The sequence below is a fragment of the Methylobacterium sp. HMF5984 genome (assembly GCF_045033435.1).
GTDB lineage: Bacteria > Pseudomonadota > Alphaproteobacteria > Rhizobiales > Beijerinckiaceae > Methylobacterium.
Map to the genome: position 1 here is coordinate 901,795 of NZ_JBJFLN010000001.1, position 16,952 is coordinate 918,746.

The 16,952-nt window shown below is 70.6% G+C and carries 15 protein-coding genes; 9 read left to right on the forward strand and 6 right to left on the reverse strand.

Annotation, left to right across the window (positions count from 1 at the left end; translation table 11 throughout):
- Positions 1-71: 71 nt before the first annotated feature.
- Positions 72-1,298: a lytic murein transglycosylase gene (locus ACFZ8E_RS04305; RefSeq protein ID WP_405042100.1), complete on the reverse strand. Its 1,227-nt coding sequence runs from the start codon at positions 1,296-1,298 to the stop codon at positions 72-74.
- A 163-nt stretch (positions 1,299-1,461) separates the two neighbouring features.
- Here ACFZ8E_RS04305 and ACFZ8E_RS04310 point away from each other — a divergent pair, with 163 nt between their 5' ends.
- From ACFZ8E_RS04310 to ACFZ8E_RS04345, 8 genes are all read left to right on the forward strand, one after another.
- On the forward strand, positions 1,462-2,898 hold the full coding sequence (locus ACFZ8E_RS04310) for a carotenoid oxygenase family protein (protein WP_405042101.1): 1,437 nt from the start codon (positions 1,462-1,464) through the stop codon (positions 2,896-2,898).
- A 364-nt stretch (positions 2,899-3,262) separates the two neighbouring features.
- Complete coding sequence (locus ACFZ8E_RS04315; protein WP_405042102.1) at positions 3,263-4,171, forward strand: extracellular solute-binding protein; 909 nt, start codon at positions 3,263-3,265, stop codon at positions 4,169-4,171.
- Between the two features lie 47 nt (positions 4,172-4,218).
- Positions 4,219-4,605, forward strand: a complete 387-nt coding sequence (locus tag ACFZ8E_RS04320; RefSeq protein ID WP_405042103.1) for a hypothetical protein — start codon at positions 4,219-4,221, stop codon at positions 4,603-4,605.
- Between the two features lie 30 nt (positions 4,606-4,635).
- A complete protein-coding gene (locus ACFZ8E_RS04325; RefSeq protein WP_405042104.1) occupies positions 4,636-5,517 on the forward strand; it encodes an ABC transporter permease subunit in 882 nt (293 codons plus the stop codon).
- Positions 5,518-5,528: 11 nt separating this feature from the next.
- On the forward strand, positions 5,529-6,350 hold the full coding sequence (gene ugpE, locus ACFZ8E_RS04330; protein WP_405042105.1) for a sn-glycerol-3-phosphate ABC transporter permease UgpE: 822 nt from the start codon (positions 5,529-5,531) through the stop codon (positions 6,348-6,350).
- Complete coding sequence (locus ACFZ8E_RS04335; protein ID WP_405042106.1) at positions 6,350-7,465, forward strand: ABC transporter ATP-binding protein; 1,116 nt, start codon at positions 6,350-6,352, stop codon at positions 7,463-7,465. Before ugpE ends, ACFZ8E_RS04335 begins: the two co-directional genes overlap by 1 nt.
- A gap of 26 nt (positions 7,466-7,491) precedes the next feature.
- Entirely contained in the window at positions 7,492-8,538 is a 1,047-nt protein-coding gene (locus ACFZ8E_RS04340; RefSeq protein WP_405042107.1) for an alpha/beta hydrolase, read from the forward strand.
- 198 nt (positions 8,539-8,736) lie between these two features.
- On the forward strand, positions 8,737-10,239 hold the full coding sequence (locus ACFZ8E_RS04345) for a short-chain fatty acid transporter (RefSeq protein WP_405042108.1): 1,503 nt from the start codon (positions 8,737-8,739) through the stop codon (positions 10,237-10,239).
- A 19-nt stretch (positions 10,240-10,258) separates the two neighbouring features.
- On the opposite strand, the gene ACFZ8E_RS04350 is transcribed toward ACFZ8E_RS04345, so the two are convergent.
- From ACFZ8E_RS04350 to ACFZ8E_RS04365, 4 genes are all read right to left on the reverse strand, one after another.
- Positions 10,259-11,038, reverse strand: a complete 780-nt coding sequence (locus ACFZ8E_RS04350) for a DeoR/GlpR family DNA-binding transcription regulator (protein ID WP_405042109.1) — start codon at positions 11,036-11,038, stop codon at positions 10,259-10,261.
- A gap of 155 nt (positions 11,039-11,193) precedes the next feature.
- Positions 11,194-12,201: a 4-hydroxythreonine-4-phosphate dehydrogenase PdxA gene (gene pdxA, locus ACFZ8E_RS04355; RefSeq protein WP_147726469.1), complete on the reverse strand. Its 1,008-nt coding sequence runs from the start codon at positions 12,199-12,201 to the stop codon at positions 11,194-11,196.
- Entirely contained in the window at positions 12,198-13,505 is a 1,308-nt protein-coding gene (locus tag ACFZ8E_RS04360) for a four-carbon acid sugar kinase family protein (protein WP_405042110.1), read from the reverse strand. The genes pdxA and ACFZ8E_RS04360 overlap by 4 nt, the downstream gene beginning before the upstream one ends.
- Position 13,506: 1 nt before the next feature.
- On the reverse strand, positions 13,507-14,547 hold the full coding sequence (locus ACFZ8E_RS04365; protein ID WP_405042111.1) for a 2-keto-3-deoxygluconate permease: 1,041 nt from the start codon (positions 14,545-14,547) through the stop codon (positions 13,507-13,509).
- Positions 14,548-14,953: 406 nt separating this feature from the next.
- On the opposite strand from ACFZ8E_RS04365, the gene ACFZ8E_RS04370 reads away from it, so the two are divergent.
- On the forward strand, positions 14,954-15,334 hold the full coding sequence (locus ACFZ8E_RS04370) for a helix-hairpin-helix domain-containing protein (RefSeq protein ID WP_246686457.1): 381 nt from the start codon (positions 14,954-14,956) through the stop codon (positions 15,332-15,334).
- A gap of 132 nt (positions 15,335-15,466) precedes the next feature.
- On the opposite strand, the gene ACFZ8E_RS04375 is transcribed toward ACFZ8E_RS04370, so the two are convergent.
- Positions 15,467-16,744 carry a cation:proton antiporter gene (locus ACFZ8E_RS04375; RefSeq protein ID WP_405042112.1) on the reverse strand — a complete coding sequence of 426 codons (1,278 nt, stop codon included), beginning with the start codon at positions 16,742-16,744 and terminating at the stop codon, positions 15,467-15,469.
- Positions 16,745-16,952 lie beyond the last annotated feature (208 nt).

The window sequence follows — 16,952 nt, forward strand, 5'->3', positions numbered from 1 at the left end:
GGATGCCCCGGTGATCCGATCGCGGGCCGGCGCGAATACGGACCGTCGTCCACGCCCGCCGGCGCCGGACGTCAGGGCGACGTCCGCAGCCGCTCCAGCAGGGCGACGTCGGCATAGCCGTCCGGACGGAGGCCGGTCGAGGCCTGGTAGGCGCGGATCGCGGCCCGCGTCTTCGGACCGATCCGGCCGTCCACGGCGCCGGCCGTGTGGCCGTGCGCGTCCAGGCCGATCTGAAGGTCGCGGCGCTCGCCTTCGGTCAGGACGCGGTCGCCACGGGGCCAGTCGCGGGCGAAAGCGGCCTGCCCGCGAAGGCGGTCCGACAGGTGCGCGACGGTGAGCGCGTAGGACAGCGACGTGTTGTAGCGCAGGATCACCGAGAAGTTCGGCCGCAGCAGGAAGGCCGGGCCGCCCGCGCCCGCGGGGACGACGAGGGTGGCCTGCGCGACGCCGTCCGCTTTGCGATCGGGGACGGGCGTCGCGCCGAGCGCGCGCCAAGCGTCGAGGCTGCGCGGGGTGGTCTCGTCCGCCAGCGCGTAGTCGAAGCTTTCTCCCAGCACGGCTTCGCCGCCCCAGGGCTCGTTGCCGCGCCAGCCCATGGCGACGAGGTAGTTCGCCGTCGAAGCAAGGGCATCGGGCACCGACCAGAGGTCGCGCCGGCCGTCGCCGTCGAAATCCACGGCGTGGGCGCGGTAGACGCTCGGCATGAACTGGGTATGCCCCATGGCGCCGGCCCAGGAGCCGGTCAGGCGCGCGGGCGGCACATCCCCTTGCGCGAGGATCCGAAGCGCCTCGACGAGCTCGTCGCGCCAGTAGCCCGGTCGGCCTGGATCGCCGCAGGCCAGCGTCGCGAGCGATTGCACCACCGGACGGACGATCGCGGCGTCGTCGAGGACTTTGCCGTAGCCCGACTCGACGCCCCAGAAGGCCACGAGGGTGAAGCGGTCGACGCCGGTGCGCCGCTCGATCGCCTCGAGGACCGCGGCCCATTCCTCGAGCTTGCGCTGCCCTTCGGCGATGGTCGCCTCGGTGATCGTGGCGTCGAGGTAGGCCCAGATCGGCTTGACGAACTCGGCTTGGCCGCGGGTCGCCGCCAGCACGTCCGGGTTGGGCGTCAAGCCGACGAGCTGCCCGTCCGCCCAGGCCGGCGGCACCCCGCGGGCCTGGGCGTCGGCGGCGATCCTGCCTAGGCAGTCGGCCCAGGGCGATGTCTCCGACACGGTTCCAGAGGGTGCCGGGCCGGCCGTCGCCAGGGCCATCGGGAGGGCTGCGGCGCGGAGCAGGCGGGCGAGGCGCATCATCGGTTCTCCGCGTCGGGGCGGCGATCGCATTGCCGGAGGAAGCCCCTCGGCCCTATGTCGGTTCTCGATCCCGCTCAAGGCGCGCGTGCGGTCGCGACCCGGCGCATCCGTCACGGTTCATCACGGCTCTCGTCCCCGCACCGCCCTTGGAACCCCTCGACCGATGCCGAACCGTCTCACGTCGACCGTCCGCGCCGCCGCCGAGGGGCTCGTCGCGCTGGTGGCGGCCGGCAACCGGCTGCGCCTGCCGGGGACGGCGCACCCCTTCGTGGTCGGCGTCCACGCGCCGATGCGCGCGGAGCTGACGCTGCGGGACCTGCCCGTGACCGGGACGATCCCATCGGGGCTCGACGGGCGCTACCTCAAGATGGGCGCCAACCCGGCCCGCCCGACGACGCGCGGCCACGATTGGTTCCTGGGCGACGGCATGGTGCACGGCCTCCGCGTCGCGGGCGGCAAGGCCCTGTGGTACCGCAACCGCTGGATCGGCTCGCGGGCGGCCTCGGCGGCGCTCGGCCGGCCCGCCGCCCCCGGACCGCGCCGGGGCGACGACACCGTCAACACCAACGTCGTCGAGATCGGCGGCCGCGCCTTCGCCCTGGTCGAGGCCGGCAGCTATCCGGTCGCGCTGTCCGAGGATCTGGAGACGCAGCTTTACGATCCGTTCGAGGGGACGCTCGCCGGCTCCTTCACCGGGCATCCGCACCGCGACCCCGAGACCGGCGAGACGCATGCCATCGCCTACGACGGACGGATCTGGGACAGCGTGCGCCACGTCGTCGTCTCGCCCGCCGGCCGCGTCGTGCGCGACGTCTCGATCCCGGTCGAGCACGGCCCCTGCATCCACGATTGCGCGATCACGGCGCGCTTCGCGGTGGTGCTGGACCTGCCCCTTACCTTCTCGATGCGGGCGGTGCTGGCCGGCCACCGCTTCCCGTTCCGCTGGAACCCTGCCCACCGCGCGCGCCTCGGCCTGCTCCCCCGGCACGGGACGGCCGCCGACATCACATGGTGCGCCCTCGATCCATGCTTCGTGTTCCACGTCGCCAACGCCTACGACGACGCGGACGGGCGGGTGGTCCTCGACGTCGTCGCCTACGAGAGCGTGTTCGCCTCGGCAGGCGGCGGCCTCGACAGGCCGGGCCGGCTGGAGCGCTGGACCGTCGACCCCGCGACGGAGCGGGTCGACCGGCGGGTGGTTGATCCGGCGGCGCAGGAGTTTCCGCGGATCGACGAGCGCCGCTTCGGGCGACCCCACCGCTACGTCTACGCGGTCTCGGTCCCCGCCGACGGCAACACGCAGCTCGAAGGCGCGACGCAGATCTACAAGCACGATCTGGCGCGCGGGGCGCGGCGCGTGCACGAATTCGGTACCGGCCGCGTCCCGGGGGAGTTCGTCTTCGTGCCGGCGCGGCCGGAGGCCGGCGAGGACGAGGGATGGCTGATCGGGCTCGTCGTCGACACGGCGCGCGACACGACCGACTTCGTCGTTCTCGATGCGCGCGCGTTCGAGGCGCCGCCCGTCGCCACGATCCACCTCGGGCACCGGATCCCGCCGGGCTTCCACGGCAACTGGTTTCCCGCGCGCGATCCGGCGTGAACGGTCGCTGAGGTTGACCCCGATCACCGCGTCGATGCCCGAGGGCGTGATCGCGCTCCAGCCGCATACAGCGGCGAAAGCCATCGAACGCCGTAAGCGAGTGCTGCGATGCAAGGCGAGCCGACGGCGCCTCCGGCGGGGCGGCGAAGCCGGCAAAACGACCACGAGGCGCGCGAAGCGGGGATGGCTCCTCCGACGCCTGAAGCCAAATCGCGGGACCGCACGGCGTGGCGCTTTATTCCGCTGGTCGGTCCGTGCATGATGAAGGCATGAGCGTCGCGCCGTCCGGTGCGGGTGCCGTGGGATCGCATCTCAAGCCCGAGGACAACGGGCAGGGCGGTTCCGCCGACGGGGAGGGTTTCGGATGGATCGTCGCGTCCTGTTGGCCGGCGTCGGCGGTCTTGCCGCGTGGGCTGCGCTTCGCCCGTCGGCCTCCGTCTCCGCCGGCGACAGGACGCGCATCGTGCTCTGGCATGCGATGTCGGGCGCGAACGGCGAGGAGGTCGAGCGGCTGACGCGCGACTTCAACGCGAGCCAGTCCGATGTCACCCTCGAGGCGGTGTTCAAGGGCACCTATCCCGAGACGCTGACGGCGGCGATCGCGGCCTACCGCGCCGGCAGGGCGCCGCACGTCGTCCAGATCTTCGAGGTCGGCACGGGCACGATGCTGCAGGCTGGCGCCGCCATCAAGCCGGCCTGGAAGCTGGCGGAGGAGACCGGGCTCGCACTCGATCCCAAGGCCTACATCCCAGGCGTGCGGGGATACTACAGCTTGGCCGACGGCAAGCTCGCCTCGATGCCCTTCAACTCCTCGACGGCGGTCATGTGGTACAACCGCGACGCCTTCGAGAAGGCGGGGCTCGACCCGGACGCGCCGCCGGCCACCTACGACGACTTCGCCAAGGCGGCCCGCACCCTCGCCTCCAAGGCGGCCACGCCCATCGCCAGCACCTCCGCCTGGATGACCTGGATCCAGTTCGAGGAATACGCCGCGATCCAGAACCTCGCCTACGCCACCGAGAACGACGGCTACGACGGCCTCGGCGCGGAACTGCTCATCAACACCAAGCCGTTCGTCGACCAGCTCCAGCGCTTCCTGGACCTGTCGAAGGACGGCGCCTTCAAGTACGCCGGCCGCGACGGCGCGCCCGATGCGGTCTTCTATTCCGGGCAGGCCGCGATCGGCTTCGGCTCGTCCTCGGGCCGTGCCGACATCGTCAAGAACGCCAAGTTCCGTTACGCCGAGGCCTTCCTGCCGACGAGCCGGCGCTGAATCCGCGCCCGAACAACTCCATCATCGGCGGCGCCAGCCTGTGGGCGATGACGGCGCCGAAGCGCAGCGAGGCCGAATACAAGGGCGTCGCGGCCTTCTACGCTTTCATCGCGAAGCCCGAGCAGGTTGCCCTCTACGCCCAGAACACCGGCTACGTTCCGGTGACGGTCGCGGGCTACGCGGCCACGAAGCAGGCGGGCTACTTCGACAAAAATCCCGGCACCGACGTGCCGGCGCGGCAGCTCTCCCGCGGGGAGCTGACCCCGAACTCGCGCGGCCTGCGCCTCGGCCGCCTGCCGGAGATCCGCGCGATCCTTTACGAGGAGATCGAGAAGGCGCTCCAGGGCCAGCAGACGGCGCAATCGGCGATGGACGCCGCCGCCGCGCGCGGGAACCGCGTCCTGCGCGACTTCCAGAAATCCGCGCGCGGCTGACGCGGCGGACCGGCGGAAGGCACGCGTGAGATGGAACGACGGACGCTGTTCCCGGGCCGGGTGCTCCCGGCGCTGCTGATCCTGCCGCAACTGGTGCTGACCGGCGTCTTCTTCCTGTGGCCGGCCATCCAGGCGATCAAATCGAGCCTGGAGCGCGAGGACGCCTTCGGCACCAGCACGGAAATCGTCGGTCTCGACAACTTCGTCGACCTGTTCGGCGATCCGCTCTACCTCGCCGCGATCGGGCGGACGCTGGTGTTCTGCGCCTGCGTGACCGGGATCGCGATGGGCGTGGCGCTCGGGCTCGCGGTCCTGGCCGATACCGAGATTCGGGGGCGCGCCTTCTACCGCACGATGCTGATCTGGCCCTACGCGGTAGCGCCGGCCATGGCGGCCGTGCTGTGGGTGCTGATGTTCCACCCGCAGATCGGTCTCGTCGGGGCGTGGCTGAACCGGATCGGGATCGCCTGGGACTACAAGCTCGACGGCACGCAGGCCATGGGGCTCGTAATTCTGGCCGCCGCGTGGAAACAGGTCAGCTACAACTTCATCTTCTTCCTGGCGGGCCTCCAGGCCATCCCGAAGACGATCATCGAGGCGGCCCGCATCGACGGCGCCCGCGGCGTCCGCCGGTTCCGCACCATCGTCCTGCCGCTGCTGATGCCGACCGTCTACTTCCTGCTCGTGGTCGACCTCGTCTACGCGGCCTTCGACACCTTCGCGACCGTCTACGCGGTGAACGGCGGAGGGCCCGGCCAGTCGACCCAGACGCTCGTCCTCAAGGTGTACCTCGACGGCGTCGTCAACGCGAACGTCGGCTCGTCCTCCGCGCAATCCGTGGTGCTGATGGCCGGCGTCATCGTCCTCTGCGCCCTGCAGTTCCGGTTCCTCGGGCGAAAGGCCGCCGCCTGATGCGCCGGAGGATGCCCCCTCTGATCCCGCATGCCGTGCTGATCCTGGCGATCCTGCTCTTCGCCCTGCCGATCTGGATCGCCATCGCGGGCTCGACCCAGGATTCGGCCGCGATCGCCCGCGGCGAGGTCTCGCTCGTCCCGCGCCTCTCCGGCCTCGGCGTCTACCGCGACGTGCTGGTGAACGGCTCGGCGGGGGCCGGGCCGGTCTGGCGCTCGCTGCTCGTCTCGGCCGCGATGGCGCTGGCGATCGCGTTCGGAAAGATCGCCCTGTCGCTGCCCTCGGCCTATGCGGTCACCTTCTTCCGCTTTCCCTTCCGCATGACCGCCTTCTGGCTGATCTTCCTGACGCTGATGCTGCCGGTCGAGGTGCGGCTGATCCCGACCTTCCATGTCATGGCCTCCCTCGACCTCATCAACAGCTTCACGGGGCTGACGATCCCCCTCGTCGCCTCCGCCACGGCGACGCTGCTGTTCCGGCAGACGTTCCTCGCGGTTCCGGACGAGCTCGTGGAGGCGGCGCGCATGGACGGGGCCGGGCCCCTGCGCTTCCTGCGGGACATCCTGATCCCGGTCTCGGGCGCCACCATCGCGGCCTTGTTCGTCATCCTGTTCGTCTACGGGTGGAACCAGTACCTGTGGCCGCTCCTGGTCGCGACCGATCCGAAGCTCGACACGGTGGTCATCAGCATCGTCAAGATGGTCGGCGTCGACACCGCCACCGAATGGAACAAGGTCATGGCGACGGCGGTGCTGGCGCTGGTCCCGCCGGTCGCGGTGGTGCTCGTCATGCAGCGCTGGTTCGTGAAGGGCCTGACGGAGAGCGACAAGTGATGGCGGGCCTGAAACTCGACGGCCTGCGCAAGCGCTTCGGCAACAACGAGATCCTGAAGGGCGTCGACCTCGCCCTGGCGGACGGCGAGATGCTGGTCATCGTCGGCGCGTCGGGCTGCGGGAAATCCACTCTCCTGCGCATCGTGGCGGGGCTCGAGACGCCGACCGCCGGGCGCGTCCTGATCGACGGGCGCGACGTCACCGACCTCGACCCGTCGGCGCGCGACATCGCCATGGTGTTCCAGAACTACGCCCTGTATCCGCACATGAGCGTGTTCGAAAACATGGCCTACGCGCTGAAGATCCGCGGCCTTCCCCGCTCCGAGATCCGGGCTAAGGTCGATGCCGCCTCGGCCCTCCTGGGCCTGGAGGCGCTGCTCGAGCGCAAGCCGCGCCAGCTGTCCGGCGGCCAGCGTCAGCGCGTCGCCATGGGGCGCGCCATCGTCCGCGACCCGAAGCTGTTCCTGTTCGACGAGCCGCTGTCGAACCTCGACGCGAAGCTCAGGGTGCAGATGCGCGGCGAGATCCGCCGCCTCCAGCGCCGGCTGAAGGTGACGAGCCTCTACGTTACGCACGATCAGGTCGAGGCGATGACGCTCGGGGACCGGCTGCTCGTGATGCACCAGGGCGTGCCAGTGCAGCTGGCGACGCCGACGGAGGTGTTCGAGCGCCCGGCCGACACCTACGTCGCGGGCTTCATCGGCTCGCCGGCGATGAACCTGCTTCCCGGCACCCTCGGTCGCGACGGGACGTCGGTACGCGTGGCGGACGCGGACGTCGCGCTCGGGCCCTGGCGGTTCGACCGGCCCGACGGCCACCGGGTGGTCCTGGGCATCCGGCCGGAGCATGTCGTGCTCGACGCATCGGGCATGACCTGGCCGGTCGAGGTCGTGGAGCTGCTCGGGTCCGAGATGCTGGTGCATGCCGGACGCCCGGGCGGGGCATCGCTCACGCTCAAGATCGCCAACGGCGCGCCCGTGGGCGACGCCATCCGGGTGTCGTTTCCCGCAGCCCACATCCACGTCTTCGACGAGGCGACCGGCTTGCGGATCGAGCCGGCCCTCGCATCCTCGCGCGTGAGGGAAGCCGGCTCGCGTGCGGATGCGAGGGCCTGACCCTGTTCCATCGGAGGACGCACCGCATGCGCTTCGTGACCGCCATCCTCCTCGCCTGCCTCGCGGGCCCGTCCGCGGCGTGGGCGCAGGCGGCGCCGCTCCCACCCCGCGAGGTGCCGGCCAAGACGATTCCTGTACCGGGCACCGTGAGCCCGGCCCTGCAGGCGATCATCGCCCAGCCGCTGCGGACGAACTGGGACAAGCCGCCGACGACGCCGGACGGCTGGAAGCAGCTCTCGGACGGCTTCGCGACGCTTGCCGCCCCGCAGATCGGGCCGATGTCCGAGCGTCTGCGGGTGACCGTGGCGCCGACGACGATCGACGGCGTGCGGGCGTACACGATCACCCCGACCGACATCCCCGCCGCGAACCGGGAGCGGATCGCGATCCACGTCCACGGCGGCTGCTACGTCCTCAACCCCCGCGAGGCCGCCCTGCCGGAGGCCATGCTGCTGGCCGGCTTCGGCCGGATGAAAGTGATCGCGGTCGATTACCGGATGCCGCCGGAGGCGTTCTTTCCGGCGGCGCTCGACGACGGCATGACGGTCTACAAGGCCGTGCTTCGGACCACCGCCCCCGGCCGGATCGCGGTCTTCGGAAGCTCGGCCGGCGGCGCGTTGACCCTCGCGATGATGCTGCGGGCCAGAGCGGAAGGCCTGCCGCTGCCCGGGGCCATCGCACCCGGCACGCCGATGTCGGACGCGACGCAACGCGGCGACTCGTTCCAGACCAACGCGAGGGTGGACAACGTGCTGGTCTCGCCGGCGGGATTCTGCGACGCGGCCACGAAATTCTACGCCGCGGGGCATGATCTCACCGATCCCCTGCTTTCGCCGATCAACGGAGACGTGCGCGGATTCCCGCCGACGATCCTGACGACGGGCACGCGCGACCTCCTCCTGTCGAACACCGTCCGGATGCACCGCAAGCTTCGGCAGGCCGGGGTCGAGGCCGCGCTTCAGGTCTTCGAGGGGCAGTCGCACGCGCAGTTCTACCGGGACGATCGCGTGCCGGAGGTGAAGGAGGCGTTCGAAGAGATCGCGTCCTTCCTCGACCGGCATCTGGCGCACTGAACCCGGGGCCGCCACGTCGCCCGCGACAGGCCTCGGGCAACGTGGCCTGCGGGGATGCGGCGGGCCGCAAACGAACCGGCCGCCTCCACGATCGCGGCCGCCTGTCACGATCTTGATCGGGGCACGCCTTCGAGGTCGAGCGAGGGCGTGTCATCCATGCGGCTCCTGCCGCGAAGAGCCGAAGCCCAGAGGACATCCATGGCGATCGCGCCCGTTGATCCGGCCCCGTCCAAGCCCCGGCCCTCCCAGGCCGTGCCGTCCAAGCCCGCGCCGGCAACGGATCCCGGAACCGCGCCGGCGGCCGGGACGCTCGAGCGCCTCGGCATCCGCTTCACCGCCTGGGCGGAGCGCTGGTTTCCGGACGCCTTCATCTTCGTCGCCATCGCGGTCGTGATCGTCGCCCTCGGCGTCCTGGCCAACGGCGCGCCGGCGGCGTCCGTCGCCAAGAGCTTCGGGGACGGGTTCTGGAGCCTGATCCCCTTCACCATGCAGATGGCCTTCGTCACCATCGGCGGCTACGTCGTGGCGGTCTCGCCGCCGGTGCGGGCGCTGATCGAGCGCATGGCGCAGGTGCCCCGGACCGGGCGCGGGGCGGTCGGCTTCGTGGCGGGCGCGACGATGCTCTCGTCGTTCCTAAGCTGGGGCCTCAGCCTGATCTTCGGCGGCCTGCTGGTTCGGGCGCTCGCCCGGCGGACGGACCTCCGGATGGATTACCGGGCCGCCGGCGCGGCGGCCTATCTCGGGCTCGGCGCGACCTGGGCGCTCGGTCTCAGCTCCTCGGCGGCGCAGCTCCAGGCCAACCCTGCGAGCCTGACCAAGAGCCTGCTCGCGATCTCCGGCGTGATCCCGTTCAGCGAGACCATCTTCCTGTGGCAGTCGATGCTGATCGCGGCGATCCTGTTCGTCGTCTCAGTGGCGATCGCCTACGCCTCGGCGCCGCGCGGGGCGACGGCCGTCACCGCCGAGACCCTGGGCGTCGACGTGAGCCGCGAGTCGACCGACATCCCGCCGCCGCGCCAGCCCGGGGAGTTGCTGGAGCATTCGCCGCTCCTGACGATCCTCCTCGTGGTGATCGCCGGCGGCTGGATCGTGCAGGAATTCGCCCGTCAGTCATGGATCGTCGCGATCTCGAACCTCAACACCTACAACCTGCTGTTCCTCACCCTGGGCCTGCTGCTGCACTGGCGGCCGAAGCGCTTCCTCGTGGCCGTCTCGAAGTCGGTGCCGGCGATCGCGGGCATCCTGATCCAGTATCCGCTCTACGCAGCGATCAGCGGGATGCTGACCGTGCCGAAGAACGCGGCCGGCGCCTCGGCGTCCGATGCGATCACCCATGCCTTCGTGAACCTCAACACCGCCGGCACCTTCCCGCTGACGATGGGCGTCTACTCGGCGATCCTCGGCTTCTTCGTGCCCTCGGGCGGCGGCAAGTGGCTGCTCGAGGCGCCCTACGTGCTCCAGGCAGCCAACGAGCTGAAGGTCCACCTCGGCTGGGCGGTGATGATCTACAACGCCGCCGAGGCGCTGCCGAACCTGATCAACCCCTTCTGGATGCTGCCGCTGGTCGGCATCATCGGCCTGAAGGCCCGGGACATCGTCGGCTTCAGCTTCCTCCAGCTCATCGTGCACCTGCCGCTGGTGCTGTTCCTGCTCTGGGCCCTGGCCTTCACGTTGACCTACCATCCGCCCGTCATGCCGTGAGGGCGAGGCGGCGGGAGGGTTAGATCTTGCGCGATGCGCCTTGGCCGACGAGGACGGCGGCGCCGGCATCCGCGAGACGCTGCATCTGATCCTTCGGCGCGTCCGAATTCGTGACCAGCGTCCAGCGTTGCGGCAGAGCCGCCCAGGCGTTCTGCTCGGCCCGGCCGAGCTTGCTCGCGTCGGCGAGCACGATCACCCCGTTCGCCTGGCGCATCATCAGGGATTTGAGCGCCACCTGATCGAGGCTCGCCTCGCAGAGGCCGCGCCCCGCCACCACCCCGTCGGCGCTGAGGACGACGTGATCCGCGGTCATGAGGCGAAGCGCCTCGACGGCGAGGGGGCCGACCGTGCTCATGCTGGTGGCCCGCAAGGCGCCTCCCAGGACCACGAGCTCGATCCCCGGCGCCTCGGCGAGGGCGGGGAGCAGGGCGAGGTTGTTGGTGACGATGCGCAGGCGGCGCTTGGCGAGGAGCTGCCCGAATGCGGCGACCGTGGAGCCGGCATCGAGGATCAGCGTGTCGCCGTCCTCGACCAGCGTGATCGCCTTGCGGGCGATGGCGAGCTTCTCGGGCCCGTTCACGGCCATCCGCTCGGCCAAGGTCGTCTCGACAGGGTGGCCGGCGAGGATCGCGCCGCCGTAGGTCCGGCGGACGGCCCGGGTGGCGGAGAGGACCTGGAGATCGCGCCGGACCGTGGAGGCGGAGACGTCCAGGCGGGCGGCGACGTCGTCGACGTCGATCTCGCCGAGCTTCAGCGCCTCCAGCAGCAGCGCCTGACGCGCCTTGCTCCGCATCGACATGAGGACGACGACCCTACCGAGATGATCCGGTGCGCCCGATTCGACCCGGACGATCCCTTCGGGACGGCGGATCCGGGCGCGGCACGGGCTCGCCCGATCCGCCCTCCGCTCCGATCGAGGGGAGGGCGCATCATGCCGAAGGTCGGGCCGGCTGGCTATGCGGAAGCCGGTGCCGCCTTCGGCGCGAGATCGACCGCCTGTCGCAGGGCCTCCATCAGGCTGCGCTCGTCGGCGACGCCCTTGCCAGCGATGTCGAAGGCGGTCCCGTGGTCGACCGAGGTGCGGATCACGGGAAGGCCCACGGTGATGTTCACGCCGGCCTCGAGACCGAGCACCTTGATCGGGCCGTGACCCTGATCGTGGTACATCGCGACGACCATGTCGTAGTCGCCGCGTCCGGCGAGGAAGAACAGCGTGTCGGCCGGCAGCGGGCCGCGCACGTCCCACCCCCGGGCCCGACAGGCCTCGACCGCCGGCGTGATCTTCTCCGCCTCCTCGCCGTGGCCGAACAGCCCGTTCTCGCCCGCGTGCGGGTTGATCGCGCAGACGCCGATCTTCGGGTTCGCGATGCCGGCCTTCACCAGCACCGCGTGCCCCCGCGCGATCACGCGCTCGACCAAGCCGGGCTCGATCTTCGCGATCGCGTCGACGAGGCCGATATGGGTCGTGACGTGGATCACCCGGAGTTTGGGCGAGACCAGCATCATCGAGACCTCCGGCGTGCCGGTCAGGTGGGCCAGCATCTCGGTATGACCGGGGAACTTGTGGCCGGCGGCATGAAGCGCCTCCTTGGACAGGGGCGCGGTGCAGATCCCGCCGGCCTCGCCCGCCTGCACCAGCTCGACGGCCTTGGCGATGAAGCGGTAGGCCGCCTCGCCGCCGACCGGCGACACCTGCCCGAACGGCAGGTCGGCGGGGACGACCTTGAGGTCGATGCATTGCACCGCCCCCGTGTCGAAGTCGGCCTCGCCGACATCGGCCAGGGCATCGACCGGTACCCGCGATCCGACGATCTCGCCCGCCTGCCGCAGGCGCCCGGCATCGCCGACGACCAGCGGACGGCACAGGGCCTGAACCTCGGCATGGGCAAGCGCCTTCATGATGATCTCGGGGCCGATGCCGGCCGGGTCACCCATGGTGATGGCGATGGTCGGACGTGTCATGAGAAGCTTCCTTCGATGCGGACCGCACGCAAGCGCTCGCGGATGCGGATGAGGCTGTCGGCGTCGCCGAAGGCGCCCGCCTTCGTCGCGACGGGGATGGCGAGGCGGCCGAGCGTGAGGCCGAGGGACACGCCGGGCTCGATCTCGTCGACGAGGCGGATCCCGTCGACGCCGAAGCGCGAGAGGAGGGCGGAGGCGGTCTCGCCCCCGGTGGCCGCGAACGCGCCGATCGCGGCGCCCAACGGCGCGAGCGCGTCGGCGAGGGCATGCACGAGGCGGGGGCCGAGGGCCATGTCGGGAACGCCCGCCATCGCGATCTCGACCAGGACGTCGTGCCCGGCGGCGATCGCGATCGCGACGCGCGCGACCGCAGCGGCCAAGTCGCCCGGATCGCCGAGAAGGGTCTCGGACGAGACGGGCAGGTGGACGACGCCATCGAGCGCCGCGAGCTTGCGGGTGGCCGCGCGGGAGGCCGTCGCGAGCGATCCCACCACGATCAAGCTGCCGCCCCGGCGCGACGCGATCCGCAACGGCGCGAGCGCCGGCCTCGCCTCGACCGCTGCGAGGGCGTGGGCAAGGCCGGCGCTGCCGACGAAGAACGGCGCCAGCCCGCCCGACGGGCCCGCGGCGGCGATGCGCAGGCCCTCGGCGGCGATGCGCAGGCCCGCGGCGGCGATGCGATCGAGATCCGCCTGGGTCTCGGCATCGCAGACGGCGACGACGTCGCCCATGGCGGCGACCTGCCCGAGCGCCGACGCGAAGCCCGGGCCGCGCACCGTGACCAGCGGCACGGCCGTCGTCCGGATCCCGGCCGTGCCCAGCACGAAAGCTAGGTCGGCGTTGGCGTAGCTGTGGTCCCGTGCCCAGACCTCGGCCTCCTCGAGGGGGCGCCCGTCGACCTGGACGCGCCCGCCGACGGTCGTCCGCCCGGTGGCCGGAAAGGCCGGGGCGCAGATCCCGAACACGGTTCCGGCGAAGCCGTCCTCGGCGCGGCCCTTCAGGTGACGGAGCGCGGCGGCGGTCTCTGCGGCGGGCTGGCCGCGCAGGGTCGAGTCGATCTTCTTGAAGAGGATCCGGTCCGGATCGTGGAGGCGCCTCAGGCATTGGGCGTGCCGCTGCGCGGCAGCCGCGGCGGAGAGGCCCCGGCTGTCGGCATCGTAGGACAGCACCGGGAGATCCGCCGACCCGCATCCCGTCGCGGTTCCCCACGTCACCGCCGCCGCTCGGCCGCGACGACCGAAGGCGATGGCGCAATCGGCGGCGCCGGTCAGGTCGTCGGCGAGGATGAGCCAGCGCTCGGCCATGTCAGCGCCCGGCGACGACGCGGTCCGGCTCGGCCGTGCGGCCGGCAGGCGCGCTCCCCGTGACCTCCGCGATTTCGCCGTCGGCCCTCACGGGATCGCCGAACCGCCGCGCGGCCCAGGCGGTCGCCACGGGGACGAGGATGGCCGTGACGACGACGCAGGCGGCCACCAGGATCGTCGCCGGACCTGCGGCGTCGGCATAGGCCGGGTTGGCCGAGGCCACGATCGCGGGCACCGCCGCGGCGTTGCCGGCTGTCGAGGCGGCGGCGATCCCCGCGACCCCGGTCCCGCCGGTGAGCCGGTCCGCGAAGAAGAGCGGGATGCCCGTCATTACCACCACGGCGACGCCCATGGCGACGCCGAGGAGGCCCGCCTGCCAGACCTTGGTGAGGTCAAGCCCCGCACCGAGCGCGAAGGCGAAGAACGGGATCATCACCGGGATGGCGCGGCCGAGGAAGGCGCGCATCTCGCGGTCGAGGTTGCCGATGATCATGCCGACGAGGAGCGGCAGGATGGCGCCGACCAGCGTCTGCCAGGGAAAGGCCGAGAGTCCCGCGACCCCGAGCGTGACCATGGTGAGGAACGGCCCGCTCTCCAGCGACATGACCGTGTAGGCGCCCACGTCGCGCGGGCGGCCGTACTGGCCCATCAGCGCCATGTAGAGGCCGCCGTTCGTGTCGTTCATCGCGGCGACCACGGCCAGGGTGGACAGGCCCGCGAACATGCCGGCGGCGACCGGCGCCTCGCCCAGGACGCGTCCGAAGACCAGGCCCAGAAGCACGGCGATGCCGACCTTCACGAGCAGCAGGGTGCCGCCCTTCCTGGCGATGTACGGCGTCGCGCGGAAATCGATGCTCGCCCCCATGCACACGTAGAAGACGGCCAGGATCGTCAGCGCCCCGGAGAACAGGGCGCCCGTGAACGAGCCGAAAAGCTTCGGCGTGCCGGGGAAGAAGGTGGCGATGAGCGCCCCGGCGAGCAACGGAACCACCATCATGCCGCCGGGCACGGCTTCGATCGCCCGCTTGATCGGGATCTGCATCTCGGGATCCTCCCTGCGCATTTTGCGCAGATTTTTTCATTCTTGCGCCGATCAAACCCACAACGAGGTCCTGCAGCGCATTCATTCTGCACTGTTTGCGCAGTTTGTCTACAAAGTGGTTCAAACCGCGCGATCTTAATCGTTCGACCAGCACGACAGGTGCCGCATGGGGCGCCGTGTCGACCCTAGACAGGTGACGCGCACGCGGCGCGAAGACGTTGCGTGGGGCGAGGCGGTTGTGACTGGTCCAAGGGCCACCCGCGATGCGGTGCTCGGCCGAGGGCGGCCTCTCCGGCCCGTCGCCCGGACAAGCCTTTCAAGGCCGTCGGTCAGGTCCCCGCCTGCTGGCGCCGGTATCCGCCCGGCGTCGTGCCGACCCGGCGGACGAACGCACGCCGATGTGGCCATGGACATCTCCCGTCCCGGCGCGCGCAGCCAGCTCGCGGAGCATGGGGACGTGATGCAGATCCTGCCGGTGGTTTCGGCCGATTCGAACGGCCTCTCTCGATTCCTCGGGATCGGGACCGGTGCGTCACCCGAGCCTGAAACCCATGGCTCCCCTTCCGGCTTTCCCCATTCCACAGAAAGGCGTGAGATGATCGACCTGAACACCGCGACCGCCGAGGAACTCGACACCGTAGCGGCGTTGAGGGGCCACGGCTTCGAGATCGTGCGGTACCGCGAGGAGCGTGGCCGTTTCACCAGTCTGCGGCAGCTCGACGAGGTGCCAGGTCTCAGTGGCAAGACGGGCGGCGTCGAGCGCGACGTCGATGTCGGCAAGACCTAGAGCATTATCGAGCGAGGTGGAGCGCGGCTCGCGGGAAGAAAATGCGATTCCACAACAAGATAGAGCATTTTGCGTGATCCAGGGATCACGCAAAATGCTCTGGCGTCCGGAACCCTCGCTGGCACCCGCGTCTCAGGGGTGGGACAGGGTCAGGTCGAGCTGCGCGCTTTCCGTATCCCGTCCCATCCGCCGATCCAGCGCTCGCAGGACCGGCGTGACCGAAACCCCATGCATGAGGATGGAGATCAGCACGGTCAGGCTGGCCGTGGCCCAGAGAAGGTCCGCCTGTGCGAACGTCGCGTGGCCCATGGCGAAGGACAGGTAGTAGACCGTCCCGAGGCCGCGGATGCCGAAGAAGCTGACCACCGCACGATCCTCGCGGGATCGACCGCTACCGAGAAGACCGAGCCAGCACGCGAGGGGTCGAACGACCAGTATCGCGATCAAGGCGAAGGCGGCGGCTGTCCATGTGAGGGCCTGGAGCAGCCCTCCGGCGGCCAGCATGGCTCCGAAGCCCACGAGAAGCACCATCATCAGCAGGCGCTCGAGCTCCTCGGCATAGCTGTGCATCTTGCGGTGATAATCATGCCCGCGGCTGGAGGCGCGCAGGACCAGGGCCGCCGCGAAGACGCCGACGAAGCCGTAACCGTCGACGGCCTGGACGCAGCCATAGGCGATGCAGGTCACCCCGAGGGCGACGAAACCGTCGCCGGTCCGGGACAGCTTCGAGACGTTGGGCAGATGGAAGGTCAACCATCCCAAGGCCCGCCCGATCAGCGCGCCGAGGACGGCGCCGACGAGGATCTTCCAGAGGACGTCGACCGCGAACCAGTGTGACCAGGGTACGCCGGCAAAGCCACTCGTCCCCGCAAGGGCGATGGCGAGGTTCACGAAGGGGAAGGCGAGCCCGTCGTTGAGGCCGGCCTCGGAGGTCAGGGCGAAGCGGGGCTCGTCCTCGTTGTCCTCGGCAGGCTCTCCGACTTGGACGTCGGAAGCGAGCACCGGGTCGGTGGGTGCCAGCGCCGAGGCGAGAAGCAGGGCTCCCGCAGCGCCCAACCCGAGCAGGGCCGACCCAAGGAGGGTCAGGGCCAGGATGGTGAGCGGCATGCCGATGCCGAGCAGACGCCAAGTCATCGACCAGCGCTTCCAGCCGATGAAACGGTCGATCTTCAGACCAGCTCCCATCAGCGAGATGACGACCACCGCCTCGGTCGCGTGCTCGACGAGCGTGGGGTGCGTGCCGGGATGCGGGGTGAGCTCGCCGATGGCAGGGACGAGCGACAGGGCGGCACCGATGCCGACGCAGCAGATCGGCAAGGACAGGGGCAGGACCCGGAGCACCATCGGCAGCCATGCCGTCAGAAGCACCAGGACACCGAACCCGGCGACGACGAGGACATAGGTTTCCATTTCAGGGCGAACCGTCCCAAGTGCGGTCACGTTCCCGATACCGGTTCCTCTGCGACCCTGGCGACCTGCGGGGCCACCACAAGACTATCGTCGACTTCCGACCGTCGTCCGCGGGGAGCGGTTCGAATTCGCGAGAGAGCGGGCCTCCAAGCCCATCTGCAAGGCGAGCGGCACAGACCGAGCGGCGCCGACAAGGACAAGCTGACGG